A 26,550-nucleotide genomic window follows, 5' to 3' on the forward strand; every position below is an offset into this window, starting at 1 on the left:
CTGGTTCGGCGAGTGCCCTACTGGATCGGCGAGTGCACCGTGACGAGCTTGGTTCCGTCCGGGAAAGTCGCCTCCACCTGAACGTCGTCGATCATCTCGGCCACACCCTCCATGACCTGCTCCCTGGTCAACACGTGTCGGCCACTGGACATCAGTTCGGAGACGCTGCGCCCCTCGCGCGCCCCCTCGACCACGTGATCGGTGATCAACGCGATCGCCTCGGGATGGTTCATCCGCAGCCCGCGTTCCAACCTGCTGCGGGCGAGCTGGGCCGCGACGTAGACGAGCAGCTTGTCGCGTTCCTGCGGTGCAAGGTGCATGGCACATTTTTAGCATCGCGAATGACTTTCCACATCAGTGCCACCACGGAATTCATCACGACGAAACAGAACTACTCAAAACGTTCATCCGCCGAAGGCGGACGGCGAAACACCGAGTCACCCCCTCTCGCCACGTTCAATCGATCGGCCGATGAGACGAGGAACGAGGGATTTCGTCACGAATCGGTGGTTTCGAGCGTCCCGCGCGGCGCACGGGCCTCTCCCGCGATGTCCACCGGACCGGCGGAAACGGGTCGCGCGGTGGGCAACCAGTCGCGCGCCGTGCGCCAGGCCCAGTCGATCAGTGCGGTTGCGTGGCGGAACGAGTAGGGCGAAAGCCGCTCCACCTTCGGCGAGGGCAGGACGTAGAGTTCGCAGTGCGCCGCGTTGAGCTGCATGTCCAGTGTCGAGGCCGCGAACATGGCCGCGCTCAGCGCGGCACCGCTGATACCGCTGATCGACTTGGCCGGTCTCCTCGGTGGCGGCAGCACCCCGAACCGCGCCTCGTCCGATTCCAGGGAACGGGTGCCGCTGCAGGGCAGTACGTACACGCGTTCCGCGCCCTGTGCCACCGCACGACTGATCGGCATGAACGCCGCCGGACCACCGTCGATCAGCGAACGCCCAGCCAGCTCGACGGGCGGGAACACGCCGGGAATGGCGCACGAGGCCACCAGGGCGGGCAACGCCGGACCGCTTTCCAGGAACACCGCCTCACTGGTGTCCACATCGGTCGTGGTGACCGTGAGCGGCAACCGCGCCTCCTCCAACCTCCGAAAGGGCAGGGTTCGGTACAGCCACGTCGCCAGACCACGGTTGCTCATCAGGTGGTTCGACATCCCCAGCTTGCCCGCCAGGACGCGCAGCGGGTCGACGGGAAACACGTCGCGGCGCCGCATCCCCGTCCACAGCTCCCGAAGCCGCTCGGCGCCGCGCGAGGTCGGATCCGCTGCCAGCCAGGCCGAGTTCAGCGCTCCGGCGGAGGTGCCGACCAACATGTCGGGGGTGACACCGCCCTCGAACAGTGCACTGATCAGACCTGCCTGCACCGCGCCGAACGTGGATCCCCCCGGCAGCACCCACGCGGTGGTTCTCGTCGTTTCCCTCCCGATAGTCACGATCCCAAGATATCCGCGGTACGCCGCGATCGCCGGGAACCGGAGCGGCGGATCACATCACCATGCTCGGCCGGGAGCCCCTCGACTGCGCCCGAGCGCGCGAGCACCAACTCCCCCGAACGCACCCTACTCTTTTTGGGAGCGCTCCCATAGCATACTTCCCAGCCACGGCGACAGCGGCGTTGCTCCACGCCCCGAACCGGGCTCCCCGGGAAAGCCGTGGCGAGCGGCTATTTCCCGCTGGATCGACCGGCGAAACGGAACCGATCAGCAACCGCACCCGACAGGGAGAGCGAAATGCGACGAAGAACCGGCACGATACTCCTGTCACTGGTCCTGAGCGCGGTAACCCTGGGCGCACCGGCCGTGGCGGAATCCCCCACCGGAACCACCGGGGCCACCACCGCCCGAGCGCAGCGACCGGCGCTGACGGACCTGAACGTCACGGCCACACGGGTGGACACGGATCGACTGCGGCGCCCCACCGACATCACGTCCGCTTCGGACGGCACCGGCCGAATGCTCATAGCCGAGAAACCGGGCACGGTACGCGCCTACGACCCCGCGAGCGGCACCATGGGGCAGCCGGTACTCGACATAACGAACCGGGTGGAGAACGCGGGTAACGAGCAGGGGCTGCTCGGCATAGCCCCCTCCCCCGAGGACACCGAGAGCAACACCCTCTACGCCGCCTACACTCGGGCCTCCGACGCCGCCGTGACCCTGTCACGGTTCTCGCTGGCGGCGGAGGACCCCGCCACCAGCGAGGAAGTCCTGCTCAACCAGCCACACGCCGAGCACACCAACCACAACGGTGGCGACATCGCCTTCGGCCCGGACGGGTTTCTCTACATGGGAATCGGCGACGGCGGAGGCGCGGGGGACCCGCTGCGCAGCGGACAGGACCTCGGCACGCTGCTCGGCAAGGTGCTGCGGATCGACGTCAGCAGGAAGTGCGGTGATCTGTCGTACTGCGTACCGCCGGACAACCCGTACGCGCACACCCCCGGAGCACGTGACGAGATCTGGAGTTACGGACTGCGCAATCCGTGGCGGATCTCCTTCGACCCGGAGGGCAGATCGCTGTGGATCGCCGATGTGGGACAGGGGTCCCTCGAGGAGGTGAACCGGATCCCGCAAGGAGTGCGCGATCAGAACTTCGGCTGGTCCTGCATGGAGGGGACGGAGCAATTCGCCCCGGACCGGTGCGACCCGGCCGCCGACTACGTGGAGCCGGTGTTCACCTACGAGACCTCGGTGGAGGGTTGCGCCGTGATCGGCGGACGGGTCTACCGGGGAGAGCGGTACTCGGACATCGCGGACGGCACCTACCTGGCGGCGGACTACTGCTCGGCCAACGTGTGGGGCATCCGCAGCGACGACGGCGGGCACACCTATCAGAGCGCCAAGCTAGGGAAGCTGCCCATCCAGGTCACCGCCTTCGGAGCGGACAGTTCCGGTGAGCTGTACGTGGTCAACGACCTGCCCGGCAGGCTGTATCGGCTGTCCTTCTCGACCGACTCCTGATACTCCGACGCGGCTCGTGAACGCGATGAACCGGCCGGGTGGAGCCCTTCCACCCGGCCGGTTCATCCGCTCAGCGGAGTGAGCTCTCACCACGAGAAGCGCGGCGCGTCCCTACCCCACCCGCATCGCCGCTTTCGGTGGCGTCGATTTCTCGCGAAATCGCCGCGCCGCTCCTCGGAACAGGACCACGCGGGTAAGCAGCGCATGGAACCCCGGTGCGTGAGTCGGATGCATCGCGAGGCCGGGCCGCTCGCCGCGTAGGCCGCTACTCAAGAGCCGGCCCAACGCCGCCTCACGTCCGCTTCGGCGCTCCCAGCGCCGAAACGAACACCTAAGCAGCCCGACCAACCGCGGGTTCTCCGGTGCGGCTCTCGCGAGGAAGGCCCGACGTCGTGTAGTAACTACCCAATGTCGGGCCTCCCGGAGCGAGAGCCGTGCGGGAGGTTCCGCCACCCGCACCGCCACGCAAACCGACCGACACACCTAGTTCGAAGGGTCGGCGTATATGACCCCTCGTCCGTTGGTACCGAGGTATACCCGCCCGTAGACATCGGGGTCACCGGTGATGGCGTCGCCGATGTTGCCGTACTGATGCTGGTCGTCGTTGATGCGAGTCCAGCTCTGCCCCGCGTCGTCGGAGCGGAACACGCCGGTCACACCGTCGACGGTGGCGATCGAGTACATGGCTGGGTAGTCGCTTCCCGGTGCGGACTTGCCGAATCCGATGTTGTCGGAACCGGCCACTCCGGAGATCCTGCTGAAGGACTCTCCCGAGTCGGTCGAGTGCCAGAGCCCGCCTTCGCCGGTCAGCCAGATCTCGCCGGCGCGTCCGGGAACGGCCTTGAAGTAACCGCTGCCGCTCGGAAGCTCGGAAGCGGACGAAGCCGTGAAGGTGGCCCCACCGTCGGTGCTGACGTAGAAGGTTCCCCGGTGGAAACCGTAGAACTTGTTCGGGTCGACGCGGTCGGACTCCACGCGCGCACCGCTGGGAATACCGCTGGCGGACTGCCAGCTCGCGCCCTGGTCGGTCGTGTAGTGCACCCCGGTACCTTCCGGGCTCCAGACGAAGCCGCTGCCGTCCGCGGCGGCAGCGACCGTACCGCCGCCGGTCACACCGGACGGCTCGGTGTTCTGGAACCAGCTCTTCCCACCGTCGTGGGAGAACGCCACCCGGCTGTCATCGGGCCTGCTCGACTTGTCGAACTCACCCACCCGGACGATCGTGTCGGGCGAGGTACCCGCGTAGTCCATGCTCGTGGTGCTGGTGAAGACGGGGTTCTCGTAAATCGAGTCCGGGACCTCGTCCAGCCGCTCGTGCCGGAAACCACCGAGGTCGCCGAGGGCGGACAGCACCGGAGCGCCGCCCGGTGGGCTGATCAGGTCGAACACCGCGGTCTCCTCCAGTCCGGCTACCCGTGGTTCGATGGTGATCTTGTTGCCCTCGTCCCACTCGGTGAGGTTGTCGGTGCCGTAGATGGTCGCACCGGTGCCGTAGAGCATGTGATCGGAGTCGAACGGGTCTATCTCCACCGATTCGGTCATCCAACCGAGCTTCGGCGAGGTCTCCGGCGGGGCGGGTTGCTCGGTTCCGAAGGTCAGCCAGGGAACCGAGGAGATGTCCATCTCGTAGTTCAGTTCCCGGTTCGGGTAGGCGTCCCAGTCCCAGATGCGGCTCCAGGTCTGGCCGCCGTCGGTACTGCGGAAGAGGATCACGTCCGGATACCACGAGACCTGGGTGGCGACCATGAGCGTGTCCGGGTTCTGCCGGTCGATGGTCAGCCCGCTGTAGCCGTAGTAGTTGTCGGAGCTGGTCGAGGGCACCGGGCTGATGCGGGTCCACGCACCGGTTTCGGTGTCGAGTTTCCACACGTCGCCCGAGCTGCCGTCGTACGGGCCGCCGGTGTCGCTGGTGGCCATGTAGAGATAGCCGTTCCGGCTGTCGATCACTGCCTTGTGGGCGAGGTGGCCGGTCGGCTGGTTCGGCACGCGTTCCCAGGTGGCTCCGGCGTCGGTGCTGCGGTAGATCGTGTTCTGCTTGTCGGCCACCCCGACGTAGATGTCGCTGGTGGGGGAACCGCTGGATCCGCTGCCTCGGTCGAAGGCGACCCAGGTGACCCCCTGGTTGTCCGAGTACAGTCCGGTGGTGTCGCTCGGGTCGGCGACGTAGTTACCGGGGTTCGGGAAGTTCCCCACCTCGGACCAGGTCTTGCCGTGGTCGGTGCTGCGCCACAGACCGTTTCCGCTGGGAGTGCCCAGGTAGAGCACGCTGTTGTCGTTGGGATCGATCGCCAGCCGTTCTCCCATGCCGCGGCCGGGCATGTTCCCGCCGAGTTTGAACGGCAGTTCGGTGATCTTCCAGCTCTCGCCGCGGTCCTTCGAGCGCAGGATGGCGCCGTTGTTGGGGTCCCAGCTGTTGGTGTACATGCCGACCGCGGCGTAGACCCGATCCGGGTTCACCGGGTCGGTCGCCAGGCTCGCCACACCGTTGTAACCCCAGTTGTCCTGGCCCACCCAGTCCAGCAGGGGTACCCAGCGACCGTCGGTACCGGAGTCACGTCGATAGGCACCACCGATGTCGGTTCTCGCGTAGACCAGTCCCGGCTCGGTCCGGTTGAACACGATCCCCGGCACGAATCCGCCGCCGCCGATTTGCGCGTTGCGCCAGTCGTACTGTTCGCTGTCGGCCGTGGACTCGGCCTCCGCCGAGGGTGCCGTGCTCGCCGGGCTCGTGAGCGGCACGGCAGCCAACAGCGTGGCCGCCAGCAGTACGGGTAACCGTCGCCACATGAGCTACCTCCGAAGTTTTGGGAGCGCTCCCAGAATCGAAGCGCTTCACATCGCTGTCAACGAGGCGACTCACGGAAACGCCGGAATGGACCAGTGTGGACTCCGGACGCGGGCGTGCGTCCGGAGTCCACGGCGAGAGTCGGCCGGAGGTCCCGGCACGGCACTGTGCGGCGTCAATTTCTCGCGAAATCGCCGGGCCTTCGACGCGATGTTCCGGTCAGCCCTGCTCGGGCGTCTCCATCCGCCCGTTCACGCGACGCGGCACTCCCAGCGGGTTGCCGTCCCGGACCGCCTCGGGCAGCACCTCCCGCGGGGCGTTCTGGAACGACACCGGACGCAGGAATCGCTCGATGCCCGCCGTACCGACCGAGGTGTGTATCGGCGCCGTGGTGGCGGGGTACGGCCCACCGTGCTGCATGCCGTGGCTGACGCTGACCCCGGTGGGCCAGCCGTTCCAGACCAACCTGCCCACGCGCGCGCGCAGTGTCCGGTACAGCGGCGCGACGATGCTCTCCTCCTCGTTGCCGTGCACGGTCGCAGTCAGCTCCCCGGTGAAGACACCGGCCGCTTCCAGCAACTCGTCGGTGTCGGAGTAGCCCACCAACAACGAGGCCGGCCCGAAGCACTCGGCCGTGAGCTCCTCCCGGTTGTCGACGAGCTCGCGCGCGCTGGTGTAGAGCAGGCTCGGGCCGACCTCTCCCTCGGAGCGGCGCCCGGAGACCAGGGTTTCCACTGCCGCGTGGTCGCCCAACGCACCGAGGGTTTCCCGGAACGCGTTCTCGATGCCGTCGTTGAGCATGGGAGCGGCGGCGCGCTGTTCCACCTCCGGGATGAGAACGTCGCGGAACCGCTGCGCCGCGCTGGACGGCACCAGCAGCAGACCGGGCTTCGTGCAGAACTGCCCGACTCCCAGCGTGTAGGAGTCGAGATACCCCCGCGCGATCTCCGCGCCCCGACCGGCGGCGGCCTCGGGAGTCACGAAAGCGGGGTTCACGCTGCCCATCTCGGCGTAGAACGGGATGGGCGAGTTCCGGGAGCAGGCGAGATCGAACAGCGCGCGGCCCGCCGTGTTCGAACCGGTGAACGCACCGGCCCGGACCCGCTCGTCCAGCAGAACGGCCTTGGCCTGCTCGGTCCCCTCCACGAGCGCGAAGGTCCCCTCGGGGGCCCCGGCACTCGTCAACGCCCCCGCCACGATCTCGGCGGTTCGACGGGACAGCTCGGGATGGCCCGGATGCGCCTTCACCACCACGGGACAGCCCGCGGCCAATGCCGAGGCGGTGTCGCCCCCCGCCACGCTGAAGGCGAACGGGAAGTTGCTGGCCGCGAACACCAGAACCGGGCCGAGCGGCAGCACGGTACGACGCAGATCGGGGCGGGCACCGGTCGGCCAGTCCGGATCCGGGGTGTCGATGGTGGCCTTCAGGTGTGCGCCTTCCTCGACGGTGTCCGCGAACAACCGCAGTTGGAACGTGGTGCGCACGAGCTCGCCGCGCAGCCGTCCCTCCGGCAGGTGGGACTCCCGCTGCGCCAGCGGCACGAGCTCCTCGGTGTGGGCGTCCAGCTCGGCCGCCACTCCACGGAGCAGTCCCGCGATGTCCGCCGGACTCGTCGCGGCGAGCTTCTCGGCGGCGGTGGTGGCGTTGTCCAGCACGGTTTCGTGGTCTTCACCGGTGGAAACGACTCGGGACGTTGTCATGTGACTCGGTTTCCTCCTCTGATCGGAGTTCTGCGTTCGGACTGCCGGGGTCACGGGCGCAGCAGGATCTTCACGTCCGCACCCCGCTGCTCGCCGAGCAGGCGCAGCGCTTCGGAAGCCTCGTCCAGTTCCAGCTCGCGGGTAACGAGCAGCGCCGGATCCAGCACACCGCTGGTGAACGCCGATACGGCGTGCCCCCACGCGCGGGAGGGAGCGCCGAAGACGGTGTGCACCGTGAGCTGCGAGAGCACCAGGCGTGCCGGATCCGGTGGTTCCGGATCGTCGGCGGCCACTCCGGTGAGCACCACTCTGCCGCCGGGTCGTGCCAACCGGGTGGCGAGCGCGGCCGTGCCCGGTGCTCCCGCAGCCTCCAGCACGGCGTCGTAGCTTCCCGCCAGCTGCTCGACCGCCGCGGGATCGTGGAGACCGGTGGCACCGCAGGCGGTGGCGACCCCGGCCCGCTCGCCGGGCTCCACCACGGACAGCTCCGCGGGGGAGGCAGCGGCGATCAGCTGGGTGGACAACAGCCCGAGACTCCCGCCGCCGACCACCGCGACTCGCTCTCCAGGGACCACCGCGAGCTTGAGGGTGGCCGCGGCCGCGCACGCGGCCGGCTCCAGCACCGCCGCACCGCGCGGATCGGCGTCGTCGGGCAGTACGTGCAGCAGTCTCGCGGGTAGGGTCAGGTAGTTCGACCAGGCGCCGGGCCGGGTGAAACCGGTTTCCTCGTACTGCGTGGCGCAGAGATTGTTGTCGCCTCTGCGACACGCGGGGCAGACCCCGCAACCACAGAATCCCTCCCCCACGACCAACCGGCCACGGAGATCAGCCGTGACGTCCGAACCCACCTCGACGACGGTGCCGGACCATTCGTGACCGGGGATCACGGGGTAGCTCACGAAGTCCGCGGGCCGGTTGCCGGTGAAGACCTCGCGGTCGGATCCGCAGATGCCGCTGCGGGCGATCTCGACGAGTGCCTCCCCGGGGCCGGGTTCGGTGGGTTCGGTGGGGACGACGCGAATACTGCCGGGTTCGTCGATGCGTACCGCTCTGGCATCGCTCACGAGGCGCTCGCTCCCTTCGTGCCCCGAAACTGCCAGTCCTCGGCGTAGAGGTCGAACCTGGCACTTCGTGCCGGGTACTCCCGCACGAAGTCGACGTCGAGCTCCACCCCCAGGCCGGGGCCCGTGGGCAGCGCGAAGTAGCCGTCCTCCACCTCGGGGACTCCGGGAGCGGCCCGCTTCACGTGGGAGTCGGCGAAGTCGTTGAAGTGCTCCTGGATCTTGAAGTTCTCGGTCACCGCCGCGAGGTGCAGGTTGGCGGCGGTGAGCACCGGACCGCCGACGTTGTGCGGGGCGAGCAGCACGTAGTGGGTCTCGGCGGTGGCGGCGACCTTCCGAGTCTCCGTTATTCCGCCGAAGTGCCCGATGTCGGGTTGGATGATGTCGGCGGACTGGTGTGCGAACAGCTCGCGGAACTCGATGCGGTCGTGGATACGCTCACCGGTGGCCACCGGCAGCGTGGTGTTCCGCGAGACCTTGGCCAACGCCTCCTGGTTCTCCGGTGGCACCGGTTCCTCGATCCAGCTGGGATCGAACGGTTCGAGCTCCTTGGCGATGCGGGTGGCCTCGGCGGGGGTGAACCGGCCGTGCATCTCGACAAGGATCTCGACGTCGGGTCCGACCGCGTCCCGCACCGCGGAGACGAGTTCCACGGAACGCCGCGACTCGGCGGGCTCCAGTTCCCACCGCCCCGGGCCGAACGGATCGAACTTGAGCGCCCGGTACCCCCTGTCGACCACGGCGCGGGCCGCTTGGTGGAATTCCTCGGTGGTCCGCTCGACGGTGTACCAGCCGTTGGCGTAGGCCTTGATGCCGTCCCGGACGTTCCCGCCCAGCAACCGCCAGACGGGTTGCCCGAGCGCCTTGCCGATGATGTCCCAGCAGGCCATCTCCACGCAGGCGATGCCGGACATGACGACCTCACCGGCGCGGCCGTAGTCCCCGCGCTTCATGCGCCACACCAGCGCTTCGATGTTGAAGGGATCGGCGCCGATCACGTGGTTGCGCGCGGCCTCGTTGAAGTAGCCGAGCAGCGCCTCGGTGTGACCCAGCATGCGGGTCTCCCCCACACCGACGATGCCGTCGTCGGTGTGCACCCGCAGATAGGTCAGATCGCGCCAAGGGGTGCCGAGTACCAGGGGTTCGAGTTTCGTGATCTTCATCGGTGTTCACCCACTTCGGTCGGGACGGCCAGATCGGCGACGGGCAACTCGGATGTCTCCGCCTCGGGCATGTAGCGGTGCAGCATGTCCAGCCCGATGCGGGCGCGGCGCACGCGTTCCTTGCCGAGGCCGACGGCCGTGTCGGTGAGATGGCTTCCGCTCGGATAGATGTTGGGTGCGTTGCGCAGCCCGAACTTGACGTAGACCGGGGCGGCCACCCGCACTATCTCGGCTATCTCGTAATGCCGGACGAATCCGCCGAGATCGTCGGGGGACTCGATGTAGACGTCGAGCGGAAGGTCCGTGGCCGCTCGGATCGCGGCCAGTTGTGCCGTGGAGAGATCGGTCGGCACGTTGTAGGTGTCGGCGCCGAACTCCTCCGCGATACGTATCGAGGCCGGATTGGACAGTGCCATTTGGACACTGATTTTGAAGCGCATGTCCGGGGGGAGTTCCCGCTGGGCACGCATTCTGGCAGCCACGGAGAGCACTCCCAGATCGGTGATCAGCACGCTGCGCACTCCGGCCGCCGCGCTTCTGCGGATGTCCTCGAGCACGTGAACAAGCTGCTCGGTGCCGCGCGCCTGGGACGCGACCGCGCCTCCGGTCGGGGACGAGGCCATCGCACCGGTGTGCCAGCCGGCTTGTGGGCGGGCGAACAGGCTCAACTCGACGTGGTTGCGGGCGGCGGTGCCCGCCATGCGCGCGAGTTCGTCGTCGGTGAGCAGCATCACCCCGCTTCCCTGGGAGATCCGGTGCACCGGAACATCGCGCTCATCGGCCTCGGCAAGCACCGCGTCGAGCACTTCCGGCCCCTCGGTGCTGGGGATCTCCACCCGGTAACGAGCACCGTCCGGGAAACGCTTCGAGCTGTCCGGCGGTGACTCGGCGTCCCCGGATGGCAATCCTTGGGATCGCAAGAACGTTCGTGCTTCCAACGCCTACTCCGTTCGAAATATCGGACGTTGTTCGGACAACTTAGTCGCGGAAGTTCCGCGAGGTCAATAGACGGCGCCGCGAGCAACCGGCTACACCGTTCGGTAGGCTGTTCGAAATACCGGTCAAATACCGAGTTACAACCGGCAGGTATCGCGGGCCGGGTCACAGCGCGTCCCGGCTCGACGACGGGAGGACGAATCCGGTGGCACGAGCGGTACCCGCACTGCAGCGGGCATTCGACATCCTGGAACTTTTCCTGGACGAACCGGAGCTCAGCGCTCCGGAGATCACGGGAAAGCTGGGACTGCCGCGCACAACGGTGCACGAGCTGCTCAGCACGCTCGTGGAACGCGGGTATCTCGTCCCCTCGGTCCGGGGCGGCGCTCGCTACCGACTGGGGGTGCGGGGTTTCCAACTCGGCTCCGCCTACGCCGACCGCCTCGACCTCGCTCGCGAGGGGCAGCTGGTGGCCGAGGAAGTGGCCGCCGAGTGCAACGAGACCGTGCACATCGGCATCCGCGAGGGAACCGAGGTGCTCTACATCGCCAAGGTCGACAGTGGACACCCGGTGCGGATGGTCTCGGCCGTGGGTAGGCGGTTGCCTGCCCACTGCACCGCTGTCGGCAAGGCCCTGCTCGCCTCGCTCTCGAAGGCGGAGCTCGACGAGCTCTACGGTTCGGAAGCGCTGCGCGCGATGACGGACAACAGCATCACCGACCTCACGAACCTGCGCACGGAGCTCGACAGCGTTGCCGAGCACGGCCGGTCACGGGAGTACTGCGAGTCCAACGACGCGGTCGCCTGTGTGGCGGCCCCGGTGCACGATCACTACGGAGTCGTCGTGGCCGCGATGAGCATCGCGGTTCCCATCCTGCGCTGGAGCGACACCTCGGAGAGCGAACTCACCGGAACCGTGATGCGGGGAGCGGAGAACCTCTCGGAACGGTTGGGCTACCGCGCGTGACGGGGCTTTCGTTCCGGCCGGAACGAAAGCCCCGTCGGCGGGTTTCCGCGACGTAAACCCGATCAGTCGCCCTCGTCGCCCCGCGTAGGGGTTTCCAGCGGACGCAACCGCACCCACAGCAGGAAAAGCGCTCCCAGGACCAACATCGACAGTCCCGTCCAGAGATTGATGTTTACCCCCTGGGCCTTGGCCAACCCCTCCTCGGTGGGAAACAGCCCGGCCGAACCGACCAACAGGCCGTAGACCACGAACAGGCCGCCTATCACCGTCCGCACGTCGAACAGCTTCGCCGATCGCTCCCGCCGTGCGGCGTCCGACTGCTCGCTTCCCGGTTCACGTGACTCCGACATCGCTCACCTCCACCGAACCTGCTGTCCTTCTTGATCCAAACCCATGATTCCTCTCATCGGGCAACACCCTCGTGCGCCGTGAAACAACTCCACATCGAACTCCCCGATCGGCCAGGCCGAGGTGCGACGTTCCTCTTCGGCACGGCAGTGCCGAAAAAACGACGCACCCAGTCGGCACCGCCGCGGGTTCTCCCGTGCGGCTCTCGCGAGGACGCCGGAGATGTTGTGTAGTGCCTACCCGATGTCTCCGGACCCGCAGCGAGAGCCGTGCGAGAGGTTCCGCCACGGGACCACCCCGGCAGCCCGGCCAAAGACTCTGTCCAAAACTAGAGGGAGAAGGGGACGTAGCACAGCACGGCGAGCACGATCGCCCCCCAACCGAGCAGGGCCGGTTTGCGGTACCAGGCGTCATCGCCCCGCTGCATCTCTCCGGAGTCCGTGGCATCGGCCCGGGTGTAGACCAGCCCCGCGAGCTCGGCCTCCGGTTTCGGTGTCGTCGCCAGCGCGATCGGGACGCTGACCGCGAGGTCGGTCACGAGAGCGATGATGGCCGCGATCATGTTCACGCCCTGCGCGCTGTCCATGTCCACTATTCCGACCCGGTACATGCTGTAGAAAGCGATCGGCGCGAGGGTGCCGAGCAGCAGTCCCCAGAATCCCGCCTTGGCGGTCATGCGTTTCCAGAACAACGCCAGAATGAACGTGGCGAACAACGGGACGTTGAAGAACGAGAACAACGTCTGCATGTAGTTCATGATGTTGCTGAAGGAAGCCGCGATGAACGCCGTTCCGATACCGATCACCACACCGATGGCGGTGATGACACGCCCGACCGTGAGGTAGTGCGAATCCGGCATGTTCGGTTTTATGTACGGCTCCCAGATATCCGCGGTGAACACGGTGTTGAAACTGGAGACGTTGGCCGCCATACCGGCCATGAACGAGGCCATCAGACCCGTGACCGCCAGCCCCAGCACGCCGTTCGGCAACAATTGCGCCATGAGCAGCGGAATCGCCGAGTTGTAGTCGTACTGACTGCCGGGTTGCCCGATGTTGGGCTGCATGATCAACGCGATCAGACCGGGCAGCACCACGACCAGCGGGATGAACATCTTGGGGAACGCAGCGATCAGCGGAGTGCGCCGGGCCGCCGAGAGGTTCTTGGCGGACAGGGAGCGCTGCACCTCCGCGAAGTTGGTGGTCCAGTACCCGAAGGAGATCGCGAAGCCGAGGCCGAGCGAGATGGTGAGCCAATTGGCCCCGAGCGGGTTGTCCTGCCCGAATCCGGTGCCGCCCCAGGCGCTCAGGAACTGTGCTCCTTCGGAGGCGGTCACCTTGTCGATGACACCGCTGACACCGCCGACCCGGATCAGCCCGAGCACGGTGAGCGGCACCAGCGCCGCCACGATGACGAAGAACTGCAGCACCTCGTTGTAGATGGCCGAGGTGAGTCCACCGACGGTGATGTAGATCAGCACGAACACACCAGCTATGACGATGGACAGCGGGATCGGCCAGCCGAGCAGTGCCTGCAGCACGATGGCCAGCGCGTAGAGATTCACACCGGCTATCAGAACCGAGGCCACCGCGAATATGACCGCGCTCAACAGGTGCGAGGAACTGCTGAACCGCCGCAGCAGGAATTCGGGAACACTGCGCACCTTCGAGTTGTAATAGAACGGCATCATGACCAGGCCGAGGAAAACCATGGCCGGAATCGCGCCGATCAGATACCAGTGCACGGTGTAGGCGCCGTACTGCGCGCCGTTGGCGGCCATGCCGAGAATCTCGGTGGCTCCCAGATTCGCCGAGACGAACGCCAGTCCCGTCACCCACGCGGGTAGTGAACGCCCGGACAGGAAGAAGTCGAGCGTGGAGTGGACGCTTCGTTTCGCGGCGAACGCGATACCTAGCACGACCACGAAGTAAATGACAAGAATGAGGCTGTCCATCCAGTTCATGGACAGCCGTAGCCCATCGGCCAGAGTGTGCATTGTCGTCCGATCCTGTCGCCGTCCGCGAGTTGGCTCTCCAATCGCATGTCCGGAATACCGAACGTTGTTCGACAACGTACGACACGATCGGGTGACGGTCAACACATACGAGACGGCAGGTTCTCCCTCGAACGGAGTACCAGCGCCAGCCGTCCGATGCGTACGGCAGCACCGGAGAAAACCGACGAAACACTTTGTGCACAGCGAACACCCGCGAGCGCGGAGTTCCTTCGAGAGCGCTCACACAGCGTCGCTCGTCCGCGAGAGACGGCGCACGGTCCGGCACACCGGGAACCGACGTCTCACGGAGTGGTCCCCCGCGGCCCGAAACGCCCACCGCGGGATGCCGGGCGACCACCTCCGACAGCGATCCGCCCCGGGAAACCGGGACGGTTCCGCGGGGCGGGGCTCTCGGGTGTCGGGTTCCGCCGAGGCGCGGTCACACGTCGGCTCGTGTCCCGAGGTGGCGGCCGTTTCCCTCCGCGCGGGGAATGACGAGGCTCCGCGCGGACTCGCACCGGGTTTCTCACTCCCAGGGCAGCGTCCCACCCGGAACGGGGGCCGAGGGATCGTAGGGCCTTCTGGTGAAGACGAAGGTGTTGAGATCCAGATGCGTGACGGACCCGTCGGTCGCCCGGACGACGCGCAGCCGCTCACCGCGGTGATAGCCGTCCAATCCGATCCAGTTGTCCGGCCCGTCCGGCCGGAAGCGTGACTGCCGCCCCGGCCCCTGCCAGGCCGAGAGATCGAGCATGCCGTCGGGCAGCACTCGGAGCAGCTGCGGCACCGGACCCCAGTACCACAACCCGGTCAGTTCCAGCAGATCCTCGGAGACCCCTCCCTCGGGAACCCACTCCGGAGGAATGCGGGGTTCGTGCTCGGCGAGGATCTCGAGCAGATCGACCGCGAGCGCGCCGTTCGCTCCCGCGGTCGTGTTGGCGAGAAAGATCACACCGGTGGACTCGGCGGGCTCGGCCAGCATGTTGGCCAGAAACCCCGGCATGGAGCCACTGTGCCCGACGAGCGCACGCCCGTTGTGCCGTGCCAGTTGCAGCCCCAGCCCGGCTCCCCTGGTCCACTGCGGCCCGTCGTCCACACTGGCCGGTTTGCGCATCTCGTCGAGCGTGTCGGGGTGCAGCACCTCCCCGGTCTCACCAGCCAGGAAACGCAACCAGCGGATCATGTCGTCCACCGTGGACCAGAGCTGACCTGCCGGAGCCATCGCGACCGCGTCCTCGAACGGTTCGGGTTGCAGCACGTCGGCCCAGGGGTGCACCGCCAGACCGGGCGCGTACGGCGGTACGGGACTCTCCGTGGTGCGGTGCATCCCGAGCGGTTCCAGGATCTCCTCGTGCAGCACCGTCGCGAAGTCCTTGCCGCGTACGCGCTCGATCAACTGCCCCAACAGCCCGAAAGCGGTGTTGGAGTAGTGGAACACGTGCTGCGGTTCGGGACGCAGCTGGTCGCTGTCCACGCCCGCGAGGAAGTCCCCGGCGGCCTCGCCCTTGGTCCGCTCCCACCACTGCCCGGCCGGCTCGGAGCTGAGCCCACTGTTGTGCGCGAGCAACTGCCAGATCTGCCGGTCGTCGACGGCCGTGCCCGGCACGTGGTCCCCGAACCGGTCGGACAACGACAGCAGTCCCTCGTCCCGCAGTCGCAGCACCAGCACAGCCACGAAGGTCTTGGTGATGGACCCGATGCGGTACTGCGTATCGGAATCGGGCCGTCGATCGCCCACCCACCCCCGGGAATCCACCCAGATCGTCTCACCGTCGCGCACCAATCCGGCGATGATCGAGGGAACACGGTTCCCCGACTGTTCCAGTGCCAGTCGGCGCAGCAGTGCACGTCGGGTCGCGGGCAGAAGTTCACCGGCCATGCAGCACATACTTTCGCGCGGCCACCGTCGTTGGCAAGTTCGCCACGCGCCGGAACGCGGTGTGACCGCTGATACACCGAACGGCGAAACGGCAGCCGAGCGGCGGTACGAGCGTGTCGATCAACCGCCGTGAAAGACGGACGGGGCTTGCCAAACCGGGCGGGGCACGCAACCATACGAGCGCCGATGGTTCAGCGGCGAGGGCACAGGCCTCGGCGCTGAGGCAAGAGGGAATCCGGTGCGAATCCGGAACTGCCCCGCAGCGGTGAGTGGGAACGAACGTCGTCACCGCCGCGCTCCCCGCCCGGGATCGCGAGCGGAACACGGCACTGGACCAGGGGTCCGGGAAGCCGACGACCAGTAGGAGAACCGGCTACAGCCGGCGGTGCCCGCGAGTCCGAAGACCTGCCGTCGGTGCGCACCGCGAGCGGTGCGCGAGTCCGGGACCTCGAGGGAAGGTCGGCAGGGCGGTCACGTCGCGAGCTCCCACGCGACCGTGGACACGTGTGCCCTCATTCCTCGAGGTGCTCGGTCGACCATGTCGTCGAGCTCGCGAGGAGAGAGCTTTGACCAGCGAAATCGGATCCACCGTACTCGGATACCCCCGCATCGGCCCGCAGCGGGAACTCAAGCGGGCCCTGGAGAGCTACTGGGCGGGCAGGAGCGGTGAGGAACAGCTGCGCGAGACCGCCCGCACGCTGCGTACCCAGAGCTGGCGGGAACTGCACGAGGCGGGTCTGGGATCCGTTCCCAGCAACACGTTCTCCTATTACGACCAGGTCCTGGACACCGCGGTGACCTTCGGCGCCGTGCCGGAGCGCTACCGCGAGCTGGGGCTGGACCCGTTGGACACCTACTTCGCCATGGCACGCGGTGTGGAATCCACCCCGCCGCTGGAGATGACGAAGTGGTTCGACACCAACTACCACTACCTCGTTCCCGAGATCGGCCCGGACACCGGGTTCGGTCTCGCCGACCGCACCCCGGTGGAGCGGTTCCAGGAGGCGCGGGAACTCGGGATAACCACCCGCCCCGTGCTGGTGGGGCCGCTGACCTTCCTGCTGCTGTCCAAGAGCGCCGAGGGGGCACCGTCCTCCTTCGCGCCGCTGCACCGGTTGGACGACCTGCTGGAGGTTTACGCCGAGCTGCTGGGCGAGCTCCACCGCGCCGGTGTGGAGTGGGTGCAGCTCGACGAGCCGGCGTTCGCGGCCGACCGCGAACCGGCGGAACTGGAGAAGCTGCGCGGCGCCTACCGCAGGCTCGGTGAGCTCACCGCACGGCCGAAACTGTTCGTGCCCACCTACTTCGGCGATCCGGGCGAGGCCCTCGGCGTGCTGGCCTCCTCACCGATCGAGGCGGTCGGGGTCGACCTCGTGGCGGGATCGACCACGATGGAGGTGCTGTCCGGCCTGACCGGCCTGCGGAACAAGACGCTGGTGGCCGGTCTCGTGGAAGGCCGCAACATCTGGCGGACCGACCTCGACGACGCGCTGGCCAAGGCGGCGACGCTGCTCGGTCTCGCCGGTGAGGTATCGGTGGGCACCTCGTGCTCGCTGCTGCACGTGCCCTACGACGTCGAGGCCGAGCAGGACATCGACCCGCAGGTCAAGTCCTGGCTGGCGTTCGCGCGGCAGAAGGTCGAGGAGGTCGTGCTGCTCGACCGCGCCCTGCACGAGGGGCGCGAGGCGGTACGCGGCCGACTGGACAAGGCCCGCGCTCCGATCGAGGACCGGCGAAACGCGGCAAGGCTGCACGACAAGGCGGTGCGTGATCGTATCTCGAAACTGCGCCCGCGGGACGCGGATCGCGGTGAGTACACCAAGCGGCGTGCGGATCAGCAACGGGCACTGGGACTTCCGCCGCTGCCGACCACGACGATCGGTTCTTTCCCGCAGACCACGGACGTGCGCAAGGCGCGCGCCCAGCTCCGGGACGGCAAGATCGACGAGGCCACCTACAACACCAGGATGGTCGACGAGATCCAGCGCGTGATCACCATGCAGGAGGATCTCGGCCTCGACGTGCTCGTGCACGGCGAGCCCGAGCGCAACGACATGGTGCAGTACTTCTCGGAGTACATGAACGGCTTCGTGAGCACGCTGAACGGCTGGGTGCAGTCCTACGGCTCGCGCTGCGTGCGCCCGCCGATCCTGTTCGGCGACGTCTCGCGGCCCGAGCCCATCACGGTCGAGTGGGCCAAGAAGGCCCAGAGCATGACCAGCAAGCCGGTCAAGGGCATGCTCACCGGTCCGGTCACCATCCTGGCCTGGTCCTTCGTCCGGGACGACCAGCCGCTCGGGGACACGGCCAACCAGGTGGCGCTGGCGATCCGGGACGAGGTGGGCGACCTCGAATCGGCCGGTATCGGCGTGGTGCAGGTCGACGAGCCCGCACTGCGCGAGCTGCTACCGCTGCGTTCCGAACGGCACGGGCACTACCTGGAGTGGGCGGTGCGCTCGTTCCGGCTGGCCACGGCGGGCGTAACCGACGCCACGCAGATCCACACCCACCTGTGCTACTCCGAGTTCGGCGAGGTCATCAACGCGATCGTGGATCTCGACGCGGACGTGACGAGCCTGGAGGCCGCTCGTTCCCGGATGGAGGTGCTGGACGACCTCAACGAGGTCGGGTTCGCCAGGGGCGTCGGCCCGGGTGTCTACGACATCCACTCACCACGTGTACCGGATTCCGACGAGATCGAGAAGCTGCTCAGCGCGGCCCTGGAAGCGGTGCCCGCCGAGCGGCTGTGGGTCAACCCCGACTGCGGGCTCAAGACCCGTGGCTACGAGGAGGTGCGGACCGCTCTGGAGAACATGCGTGTCGCGACCGAGCGGGTGCGCGGCTCGTCGCGGAGCTGAGCGCACCTGAGGGGTCGGATCGTCGGACTCGCGTCGTGCGCGTTCACCAGCCATGAGTTCCCGCGCGGGAACGACACGCGCACGGCGTGGAACGGGTCGCCCCGGGGTTCACGGAGCCCGGGGCGCCCCGTTCGTGTTCGGCCGAGGCTCCGGACCGCCGGAACGGTGAGAGGTTCCGCCGATCGACCCCGGGACACCCGGGAAGCGGAGTTTCCGTGGTGAATATCGGCGATCACCCGCTGTATGTGTGCGACTCGGGTTGGCAGAATTACCGGGATGAGCTCCGAGTACGACCGAGTGGACGTTCGCGGGGTGGTCGGCTTCGTGCTGATCGCCTACATACCGGCATGGTTGCTGACCCTGCCGCTGTGGCTTTCCGGCAAGGGTCTGTCCTGGGCCTGGTACCCGCCACTGCTGATCGCGATGATGTTCATGCCCGCAGTCGCGACGTTCGTGACGAACCGCTGGATCAGCCCGCGAGGCCGGATACTCCGCGAGACCGGTGTGACCCATCCGAACGGGATACGCGGCTGGTGGCGGTACGGGCTGCTCGGCTGGATCGGTGCGCCGGTGGCGATGCTGCTGGCGCTGTTGGTCGGCTGGGCACTGACCGTCTACGACGCGAGCTGGTTCGACTTCACCGGGCTGCCGGGACAGCTCCGCTTCGCGCTGACCGACCAGGCCCCGGACTCCGCGTTCGCCGGGGGTCTGCTGCTGCTGTCGCACGTGTTCGTGTTCGGCTGGCTGAACGTGATTCCCGCCGCCGGTGAGGAATGGGGCTGGCGGGGTTACCTCACCCCCGCTCTGCTGCCGCTCGGCCAACCGGCCGCGTTCCTGATCACCGGAGTGCTGTGGGGACTCTGGCACGCTCCGCTGCTGGTGCTGGGGTACAACTACCCGACCGTGCCCGTGGTGGCCGCCTTCATCATGATGATCATTTTCTGCGTGCTGGTCAGCGTGCTGCTCGGCTGGCTCAGGCTGGCTTCGCGCAGCGTGTGGCCCGCCGTGGTCGCGCACGGTTTCCTCAACGCCGCGGCCGTGCTCCCCGCCGTGTTCAACGCACCGGAGGAGACGTTCTCCAACGTCTCGGTGGGTCTGCTCGGCTGGACGGGCTGGATCGTGCTGGGGTTGCTGATCCTGCTGCTGGTGGCGCTGCACCGGCTGCCGGTGCGCATCTCACGGGAACAGGTGGAGGAAGAGGGCATCACCAGCGGTGTCTCCCGGTTCCACCACCGCTGATCCTCCGCGTCCCGTCGAGGAGGGGCACGCCCGTGCCCCCCGTTCGAGCCGGTGCCGCTGTGGACCGGACACACCGAACGAAAACGGCCCGGCCGGTCACCTGGGATTCGACCGGCCGGGCCGTCGCACGCCTCAGAACTCGGGCAGCTGCTTGACCGGGAGCCCCTCGTGCACCGTGTTCATGGCCGGGTAGAACGTCCGCGCCGGAATGGTGCCCCCGTAGAGGTTCCCGCCCGTGTCACTGCACTGGTAGGGCGCCGCGCTGCCGTTGACGCAGATCCCCTCGTAGGGCGGGCCGTCGGTGTAGGTCATCACGGCGCCCGCCATCTGCGGAGTGGCACCGACCAGCACGGCGGACTGGTAGTACTGCGTGGTTCCCGTCTTCGCCATCAACGGCCTGGTCCAGCCCGCGGACTCGGCGGCGGCGTGCGAGGTACCGCCCGCCTTGTGGTCGTCGGAGAGCCCCTGCGCCAGTCCGTGCGCGGTGCGCGGGGACACCACCTGTGAGCAGGACTTCTCGTTGACCTGGACCGGGTTGCCGTCGCGGTCGGTGATCGACTCCACCGGAGTGGGCGGGCACCACTTGCCGTCGCTGGCGATGGTGGCCATGACGTTGGACAGCTCCAGCACGCTCACCGGTGTGACACCGAGCGTGAACGATCCCTGCCTGCTCTGCTTGATGTCCTTCGCCTTCGTGACCTTCTTGTCCGTCTCGGGATCCCCGTCGGCGTCCACCTTCCGACTGAGACTGTGGCGCAGCCCCAGTTTCTCGGCCATGTCCACGGCGTTGTTCAGTCCGACCCGCTCCAGCAGCCAGACGAACCCGGTGTTCGGAGAAGTGGCCAGCGCGTCCCGCAGGCTTCTGCTGCCGGAGGAGACGCCCTCGGCGTTGTGCACGGTCCACTGCTGCCCGTGTCCGAACTGGTGCGTCGTGTAAGCGGACGGAACCGGAATCGTGTCGTTCGGGCTCCACCCCTGCTGGATCGCGGCGGCGGCGGTGAAGATCTTGAACACCGAGCCTGATCCGTAGGGAATCACTTCGGTGGTGATGTTGTAGGCCGTCTGCCCCTTGCTGGCGTCGTTGCCGTAGTCGCGGTTGGCGACCAGCGCCCTGACCTTGTGGCTGTTCTGGCCCGGCTCCACGATCGCCATCGGGTTGGCGATGTTGTCGGAGTCCTTGGGGACCTGCGCCTCGGCCGCCTTCTTGGCCGACTTGGTGGCCTCGGGATCCATCGTGGTGTGGATGGTGTAACCGCCGTTCTCCAGCTCCTTGTCACTGAAACCGGCCTCGTTGAGGTAGTCCCGCAAGTAGGAGCAGAAGAATCCGTTGGTGGCGCTGCCGCCCGCGCTCACGCAGCTGCTCGGCGGCCGCCCCAGCGGGTGCAGCACGCCCAGCGGCTGCTGCTTGGCACGCTCGGCGTCCTCCTTCGTGATCCGGAAGTTGTTGTTCGGCTGGGCCATCCGATCGATGACCTCGTTGCGCCGCTCCCGCGCCGCGTCCGGGTTGCTGTTCGGATTGAGCGCGCCGGGCGCGTTGACGATCGCGGCCAGCAGCGCGGCCTGCTGAATGTTCAGCTGGTCCGAGCTGATGCCGAAGTAGGTCTGGGCGGCGGCACCGACCCCGAACGTCTGGTTACCGAACGGCACCACGTTCAGGTAGGAGGTGAGGATCTCGTCCTTGCTCATGGTGCGTTCGAGCTCCACGGCCAACCGTGCCTCGCGCAGCTTGCGGGCGATGGTGGTGGCCTGGGCGTCGTGACGCTCCACCTTGTTGTCGGCCGCCACGTGCACCAGGTAGTTCTTCACGTACTGCTGGGTGATCGTGGAGGCGCCCTCCTGCACGGAACCACTGCTGATGTTGGTGGCCAGCGCGCGCATGGTGCCCTGCCAGTCGACACCGTTGTGGTCCCAGAACCGCTTGTCCTCGATCGCGGTGATCGCCGAGCGCATGGTGTCGGCGATCTCGTCGGAGGAGGTGGGAATCCGGTAGTCGTCGTAGAAATGGGCGATCGGATCGCCGTTGCGGTCGAGCACGTCGGTGGTCAGCGGCATTCGCGCCTCCTCCAACGAATCCGACATCCGGGACATGGCCGAGGTCGTCTCGTTCACCATGGCACCGGCACCGATGGCGGCGGGCAGCATCAGACTGGCCACCAGCACACCTGAAAGCACACAAAGACCGAAGAGTTTTAACAGCACGCCACCGCGCCGCACGCAAGCCCCAATCACACTCGTGTCCACCGAGCAGAGCATCGACATCGGGCTCCGGCGCGCGTGCCGCGTTTCAACGGCGCTGATAGATCCGGAACCCACGAGGGAAACGTGGCGCCGGGTCGGACCGGGCACCGATCCCGGATCCCCCGTCGTCGCTCGCTTACTTGATATCACACCGCACGTGGTCAGTAACCGGGTTCCACCGGAAAAAGTGGACTTCACCGGGGAAAACCACTCGAACGCAGGCGTCCGGGTGAGTGATGTCACCGAAAAGCAACCGGAATCGAGCGGCGACGCTCGGTAATCCGCGAAGACCGCCGCGAATCCCGGAAAGCCCCTGCCCGAGCACCGGTGAACCTCGCGGACACGAGCCCGAAGCGGAACGGCACGCCCCGGCGTCACGCATGATTCGCACCGGTGTCACGCACGAATCGCGAACACAGTGGATACCCGAATGGCTACACTGGGCGAATGACCGATCCCTTTCTGGACTCCATCGCCGCGGCACTGGCCGGGCAGGCCGCGGCGGCGCTCGGCAGCGCGGGCTCGGCGGCACTGGCGAAGGTGCGGGAGCTCGTGCGAGGCAAGTCCGAAGCGGACCCGCGAACCGAGGCGGCGCTGGAGGCCGCCGAGGACCGTCCCGCCGATCACCCGAAAGTCAGTGCGCTGGCCGAACGGCTCGAACAGCTGGAACACGACGATCCCGAGTTCGGCGCACGATTGCGCGAGGCGGGTGAACCCGTACACCAGCAGCTGCGGGCCACCGGCAACCGGACGGTCAACCAGTTCAACGGCAACGCGCACAACGTGGTGCAGGGCGAAACGTTCGACCGGATCGAGTTCAACGGCTAGTTGAACTTTCCGGCTGACCGTCGTAGGCACGCGGGTGGCGGAACCTCTCGCACGGCTCTCGCTGCGGGTAGGCCCGACCTCGGGTAGCGACCTGCGCGGCGAGCGGCCCGGCCTCGCAATGCATCCGACTCACGCACCGGGGTTCCCTGCGCTGCCTCGCTCACGGTCGTGTGCCGAGGGGACCCGCGATTTCACGAGAGCCGCACCGGAGAACCCGCGGCGGTGCCGATCGCGAGGGTGGTCGGAGTTCGGCACCACGCCGTGGGCTCGACGATTTCGCGAGAAATTGACGAAGCTCGGGGCGCGCCACCGTACCGGGCCGTCGATTTCGCGAGAAATCGACGCGCGGCTGGGGAAGGAGCCCCGGTGGTGAGGTGGTCCGGCCCGGGTGGTGTCAATTTCTCGCGAAATCGACGCCACCGAGGAATCGACGCGGGCGAGGATCAGCGGCGTCGTGAGTCGACGGCGTTGAGCTCGGCGAGATAGCGGTTGTACTCGGCGAGCTGCGGGTCCTCCTCCTCGGTGACCGAGGGCGCGCGCTCCGGAACCGGGGAACGTCTCAGGCGCTCGGACTCGCCCTTCTCGGCGGTGCTTTTCGCGGTATCCGGTGGAGGCTGTTCCGCTTCGTCCGACCCGTCATCACCGAAAGTGTCGGGGACGGCGTCAGAGAGCGTGGGATCCATGACCGGTTCGGCCGCTTCCTCCGCCACGCTGCCGAGCGACATCCGGATCACCTGGTACCACAGGAACACGGTGAACGCACCGAACAGCGGCCACTGCAGTGCGTAGCCGAGATTCTGGAAGCTGCCCCCCGCGTCGTGGGCACGTTCCCACTGCCACCAGCCCAGCCAGCCGGTGGCGACGACGGCGGCGAGGAACACCAGGTGCAGCAGTACCCAACCCGGCGAAAGCAGACGGCCCTTCACGCGAACCATTGTAGGTTCGAGTGCCCGTCGCCGCCGCGACTGCCCGCCCGCGAGTCAGGCTTCCCGCCCGTGCACGACCGAATCGGCGTGCGGCGTACCGCGCGGCGAGTGACGAACACACCACTCGCCGCCCGGTAAGCGACCGGCGCCGTCACCGGGTGCCGAGTTCCTCCAGCCTGCGCTGGGCCTCGTCGAGCTCGCGCTGCAGCTGCTCCACCCTGGCGCGCTGGTGTTCCCGCTCCGCCTCCAGCAAGGGCTCAACCGCCTGCGCGACGTCGTCGTGCAGCGCTTTCGCCGCCTGCCCCACGGCGGAGGCCGGGACGTCGGTCGGACGCAGCACCCGCTTCCTGCCGTTGCTGACCTCGACGCTCCAATGCCCGTCCTCGCCCGCGGTGAGAATGATGGTCGCGCCCGCGGGACGACGTGGCGAGTTGTTCTTGGTCGTGTTCCCGCTCGTACGGGAAGTACCGTTGCGCTTGGAACCGGTCGACTCGGTCTTGTTCGACTGTTCCCCCGCACTCGAGGAGGACGGTGAACCACCGGATCGTTTCGACGTCCCGGCGGTGCCGCGTTCGGTCGCCCCGGAGTCCTTCGCCGTGTTCGTCGTGTCGCCCGGATCGCCCGTAGCCGCGGACGCGGTGGCAGTCGGGCCGGTGGGAGCCGGCTCGGCGTGGGTGGCCGGCTGAGCGTCGTCGGCACCCTTCTTCTTGGCGGTCCGACCGGTCTCCTTGCGTTTCGGCGCCGGCTTGTCCAGGGTCACCTCGGCCGCGGAGAAGGACAGCACGTCCTTGGATCCTGCCGGTTTGACCTGCAGGAACTCTCCTTCCGCGGGCTCGTCCATGGCGACGACCTTGCCGGAGCGCCCGGCGTCGACGCCGACCGCCGAACCGGTGAACCACACGGTGGGTGTGGTTCCGTTGTCCAGTTCCTCACGAAGGCCGCTGATCTGTTCGGAGGACAGCGCACGGGCCTCGGACATTTACGCTCCCGAGTGGACAACGGCAGCCGCCCGCCTCGCCGCTCGGCGTATCGGACACCGGCCGTACCCGCGCGGAATCCGCGGGAGGCGCTCCGACGCGCGGCGGTCGGGAGGCTTGCCGGGATGGGCTCACACGACCTGACCGCCGCAGCGTATCGAACGTCCGTGCGAATCCTCAACGCGCCCCGGCGCGCTGGAGCTCGTAGTCCTTCGGATCGGCCTTGCGGGTCTGCCACCAGTAGTTCCAGGTGAAACCGGGCCAGAGGGTGCGGTTGACCCCGTTGGCGTCCAGGTACCAGCTCTGGCAGCCGCCGTCCGACCACACGGCATCGGCGAGGTGCGACTGGATCCGCTCGTTGAACTCGTCCTGGGCCGACTGGCGCACGTCGGCCTGGGTGAACTCGCCCCGGAGCAGCGGGCGCAGGATGCTGAGCACGTAGTTGATCTGCGACTCGATCATGAACACCACCGAGTTGTGCCCCAGTCCGGTGTTCGGTCCGAGCAGGAAGTACAGGTTGGGGAAGCCGGAGACCGTTATCCCCTTGTGCGCCTCCATGCCGTCCTTCCACGCGTCCCGCAGCTTGCGGCCACCCCTGCCGACGATCTCCAGGTGGTCGAACGCGTCGGTGACGTGGAATCCGGTGCCGAAGACGATCGCGTCCACCGGGTGTTCGACCCCCTCGCCGTCGATCACCGAGTTCTCGCGCACCTCGGCCACACCGCTCGTGTTGAGATCCACATTGGACCGGTTCAGGGCGGGGTAGAAGTCGCTGGAGAGCAGGATCCGCTTGCACCCCATCGAGTAGTCCGGGGTGACCGCCTCACGGACGCGCTTGTCGTGCACCTGTTTGCGGATGAACCGCTTGGCCAACCACTGCGAGACGCGCTGCAGCCGGGGCTCGCGCAGCACGGCCACCGAACGTATCTCCAGCGTCATGTAGATGGCGAACCGCACGGCGCGCTGCAGGAAGGGAACGTAGCGGAAGGCGCGGCGCAGTTTCGCCGGGATCGGGCGATCCGGCTTCGGCTGGATCCACGGCGGCGTGCGCTGGAACAGGTTCAGCTTCGACGCCTGCTTGGCGACCTGCGGGACGAACTGGATCGCGCTGGCCCCGGTCCCCACCACCGCGACCCGTTTGCCGGTGAGGTCGTAGTCGTGATTCCAGTCGGCCGAGTGAAAGGCCTCGCCCCGGAACCGCTCCAGCCCCGGCAGGTCCGGGTAGTTCGGGATGTGCAGTGCGCCCACCCCGGAAACCAGCGCCCTGCCCACGTACTCGGTGCCCTCGGCTGTGGAGACGTGCCATCGGTGGGCCTGCTCGTCCCACTCAGCGCCGGTGAACTCCACCCCGTAGTGGATGTGCTTTTCGACGTCGTACTTCTCGGCGCAGTGGCGCAGGTACCGCTCGATCTCGCCCTGCTCGGCGAACATCCTCGACCAGTCGGGGTTCTGCTCGAAGGAGAACGAGTACATCAGCGAGGGGACGTCACAGGCGCACCCGGGGTAGGTGTTGTCCCGCCAGGTTCCGCCCAGATCCCGGGACTTCTCCAGCAGGACGAAATCCTCGACACCCTCCATCTTCAGCCGGATGGCGGTTCCCAATCCCGAGAAACCGCTACCGACGATGACCACGGAGGCGTCGTACCTGTGTTGTTCCCGCGGTTCGTTACCCATCCCCCGGTA

19 protein-coding genes and 1 riboswitch are annotated in these 26,550 nt (G+C 67.4%); of the genes, 5 read left to right on the forward strand and 14 right to left on the reverse strand.

Features of this window, described 5'->3' with window-relative positions; all coding sequences use genetic code 11:
- Positions 1 to 17 precede the first annotated feature (17 nt).
- Positions 18 to 320: an urease subunit gamma gene (locus tag BM150_RS03970; protein ID WP_092923995.1), complete on the reverse strand. Its 303-nt coding sequence runs from the start codon at positions 318 to 320 to the stop codon at positions 18 to 20.
- 176 nt (positions 321 to 496) lie between these two features.
- Positions 497 to 1,438, reverse strand: coding sequence for a patatin-like phospholipase family protein (locus tag BM150_RS03975; RefSeq protein ID WP_245755242.1), 942 nt, complete (start codon positions 1,436 to 1,438; stop codon positions 497 to 499).
- Between the two features lie 297 nt (positions 1,439 to 1,735).
- Here BM150_RS03975 and BM150_RS03980 point away from each other — a divergent pair, with 297 nt between their 5' ends.
- Positions 1,736 to 2,965 carry a PQQ-dependent sugar dehydrogenase gene (locus BM150_RS03980; RefSeq protein WP_092923998.1) on the forward strand — a complete coding sequence of 410 codons (1,230 nt, stop codon included), beginning with the start codon at positions 1,736 to 1,738 and terminating at the stop codon, positions 2,963 to 2,965.
- A 483-nt stretch (positions 2,966 to 3,448) separates the two neighbouring features.
- On the opposite strand, the gene BM150_RS03985 is transcribed toward BM150_RS03980, so the two are convergent.
- From BM150_RS03985 to BM150_RS04005, 5 genes are all read right to left on the reverse strand, one after another.
- Complete coding sequence (locus tag BM150_RS03985) at positions 3,449 to 5,752, reverse strand: beta propeller repeat protein (protein WP_092924001.1); 2,304 nt, start codon at positions 5,750 to 5,752, stop codon at positions 3,449 to 3,451.
- A 217-nt stretch (positions 5,753 to 5,969) separates the two neighbouring features.
- The gene (locus tag BM150_RS03990) at positions 5,970 to 7,451 is read right to left on the reverse strand and encodes an aldehyde dehydrogenase (NADP(+)) (protein ID WP_092924004.1); all 1,482 of its coding nucleotides are present in this window, start codon (positions 7,449 to 7,451) and stop codon (positions 5,970 to 5,972) included.
- 50 nt (positions 7,452 to 7,501) lie between these two features.
- Complete coding sequence (locus BM150_RS03995; protein WP_092924007.1) at positions 7,502 to 8,515, reverse strand: zinc-dependent alcohol dehydrogenase; 1,014 nt, start codon at positions 8,513 to 8,515, stop codon at positions 7,502 to 7,504.
- Positions 8,512 to 9,675: a galactonate dehydratase gene (gene dgoD, locus BM150_RS04000; RefSeq protein WP_092924010.1), complete on the reverse strand. Its 1,164-nt coding sequence runs from the start codon at positions 9,673 to 9,675 to the stop codon at positions 8,512 to 8,514. Before dgoD ends, BM150_RS03995 begins: the two co-directional genes overlap by 4 nt.
- Positions 9,672 to 10,580 carry a U32 family peptidase gene (locus BM150_RS04005; protein ID WP_245755243.1) on the reverse strand — a complete coding sequence of 303 codons (909 nt, stop codon included), beginning with the start codon at positions 10,578 to 10,580 and terminating at the stop codon, positions 9,672 to 9,674. Before BM150_RS04005 ends, dgoD begins: the two co-directional genes overlap by 4 nt.
- 236 nt (positions 10,581 to 10,816) lie before the next feature.
- Here BM150_RS04005 and BM150_RS04010 point away from each other — a divergent pair, with 236 nt between their 5' ends.
- Positions 10,817 to 11,578: an IclR family transcriptional regulator gene (locus BM150_RS04010; RefSeq protein ID WP_092924017.1), complete on the forward strand. Its 762-nt coding sequence runs from the start codon at positions 10,817 to 10,819 to the stop codon at positions 11,576 to 11,578.
- A 62-nt stretch (positions 11,579 to 11,640) separates the two neighbouring features.
- Here BM150_RS04010 and BM150_RS04015 read toward each other — a convergent pair whose 3' ends face one another.
- From BM150_RS04015 to BM150_RS04025, 3 genes are all read right to left on the reverse strand, one after another.
- Positions 11,641 to 11,928: a hypothetical protein gene (locus BM150_RS04015; RefSeq protein ID WP_092924020.1), complete on the reverse strand. Its 288-nt coding sequence runs from the start codon at positions 11,926 to 11,928 to the stop codon at positions 11,641 to 11,643.
- Positions 11,929 to 12,254: 326 nt separating this feature from the next.
- On the reverse strand, positions 12,255 to 13,922 hold the full coding sequence (locus BM150_RS04020; protein WP_092924023.1) for a sodium:solute symporter family protein: 1,668 nt from the start codon (positions 13,920 to 13,922) through the stop codon (positions 12,255 to 12,257).
- A 526-nt stretch (positions 13,923 to 14,448) separates the two neighbouring features.
- Entirely contained in the window at positions 14,449 to 15,801 is a 1,353-nt protein-coding gene (locus BM150_RS04025) for a serine hydrolase domain-containing protein (protein WP_092924025.1), read from the reverse strand.
- A gap of 170 nt (positions 15,802 to 15,971) precedes the next feature.
- Positions 15,972 to 16,228, forward strand: a riboswitch (cobalamin riboswitch).
- Positions 16,229 to 16,367: 139 nt separating this feature from the next.
- Here BM150_RS04025 and metE point away from each other — a divergent pair.
- Together metE and BM150_RS04035 are read left to right on the forward strand one after the other, a co-directional pair.
- Entirely contained in the window at positions 16,368 to 18,659 is a 2,292-nt protein-coding gene (metE, locus tag BM150_RS04030; RefSeq protein WP_092924028.1) for a 5-methyltetrahydropteroyltriglutamate--homocysteine S-methyltransferase, read from the forward strand.
- Between the two features lie 276 nt (positions 18,660 to 18,935).
- The gene (locus BM150_RS04035) at positions 18,936 to 19,898 is read left to right on the forward strand and encodes a CPBP family intramembrane glutamic endopeptidase (RefSeq protein ID WP_175496676.1); all 963 of its coding nucleotides are present in this window, start codon (positions 18,936 to 18,938) and stop codon (positions 19,896 to 19,898) included.
- A gap of 132 nt (positions 19,899 to 20,030) precedes the next feature.
- Here the strand turns inward: BM150_RS04035 and BM150_RS04040 are convergent, their stop codons facing one another.
- Entirely contained in the window at positions 20,031 to 22,052 is a 2,022-nt protein-coding gene (locus BM150_RS04040; protein ID WP_245755244.1) for a transglycosylase domain-containing protein, read from the reverse strand.
- 531 nt (positions 22,053 to 22,583) lie between these two features.
- Here BM150_RS04040 and BM150_RS04045 point away from each other — a divergent pair.
- Positions 22,584 to 22,964, forward strand: a complete 381-nt coding sequence (locus BM150_RS04045) for a hypothetical protein (RefSeq protein ID WP_092924034.1) — start codon at positions 22,584 to 22,586, stop codon at positions 22,962 to 22,964.
- A gap of 443 nt (positions 22,965 to 23,407) precedes the next feature.
- Here the strand turns inward: BM150_RS04045 and BM150_RS04050 are convergent, their stop codons facing one another.
- From BM150_RS04050 to BM150_RS04060, 3 genes are all read right to left on the reverse strand, one after another.
- Positions 23,408 to 23,890: a hypothetical protein gene (locus BM150_RS04050; protein WP_092924439.1), complete on the reverse strand. Its 483-nt coding sequence runs from the start codon at positions 23,888 to 23,890 to the stop codon at positions 23,408 to 23,410.
- 151 nt (positions 23,891 to 24,041) lie between these two features.
- Complete coding sequence (locus BM150_RS04055) at positions 24,042 to 24,869, reverse strand: DUF6319 family protein (protein ID WP_092924036.1); 828 nt, start codon at positions 24,867 to 24,869, stop codon at positions 24,042 to 24,044.
- 175 nt (positions 24,870 to 25,044) lie between these two features.
- On the reverse strand, positions 25,045 to 26,541 hold the full coding sequence (locus tag BM150_RS04060) for a flavin-containing monooxygenase (protein WP_092924039.1): 1,497 nt from the start codon (positions 26,539 to 26,541) through the stop codon (positions 25,045 to 25,047).
- Positions 26,542 to 26,550: the final 9 nt, after the last annotated feature.

Origin of the sequence: Actinopolyspora alba (genome assembly GCF_900112765.1) — a bacterium.
GTDB lineage: Bacteria > Actinomycetota > Actinomycetes > Mycobacteriales > Pseudonocardiaceae > Actinopolyspora > Actinopolyspora alba.

Coding starts and splice junctions, on each gene's coding strand:
- BM150_RS03970 (WP_092923995.1), bottom strand. CDS start 320: ATGCACCTTGCACCGCAGGAACGCGACAAGCTGCTCGTCTACGTCGCG.
- BM150_RS03980 (WP_092923998.1), top strand. CDS start 1,736: ATGCGACGAAGAACCGGCACGATACTCCTGTCACTGGTCCTGAGCGCG.
- BM150_RS03985 (WP_092924001.1), bottom strand. CDS start 5,752: ATGTGGCGACGGTTACCCGTACTGCTGGCGGCCACGCTGTTGGCTGCC.
- BM150_RS03990 (WP_092924004.1), bottom strand. CDS start 7,451: ATGACAACGTCCCGAGTCGTTTCCACCGGTGAAGACCACGAAACCGTG.
- dgoD (WP_092924010.1), bottom strand. CDS start 9,675: ATGAAGATCACGAAACTCGAACCCCTGGTACTCGGCACCCCTTGGCGC.
- BM150_RS04015 (WP_092924020.1), bottom strand. CDS start 11,928: ATGTCGGAGTCACGTGAACCGGGAAGCGAGCAGTCGGACGCCGCACGG.
- BM150_RS04020 (WP_092924023.1), bottom strand. CDS start 13,922: ATGCACACTCTGGCCGATGGGCTACGGCTGTCCATGAACTGGATGGAC.
- BM150_RS04025 (WP_092924025.1), bottom strand. CDS start 15,801: ATGGCCGGTGAACTTCTGCCCGCGACCCGACGTGCACTGCTGCGCCGA.
- BM150_RS04035 (WP_175496676.1), top strand. CDS start 18,936: ATGAGCTCCGAGTACGACCGAGTGGACGTTCGCGGGGTGGTCGGCTTC.
- BM150_RS04045 (WP_092924034.1), top strand. CDS start 22,584: ATGACCGATCCCTTTCTGGACTCCATCGCCGCGGCACTGGCCGGGCAG.
- BM150_RS04055 (WP_092924036.1), bottom strand. CDS start 24,869: ATGTCCGAGGCCCGTGCGCTGTCCTCCGAACAGATCAGCGGCCTTCGT.
- BM150_RS04060 (WP_092924039.1), bottom strand. CDS start 26,541: ATGGGTAACGAACCGCGGGAACAACACAGGTACGACGCCTCCGTGGTC.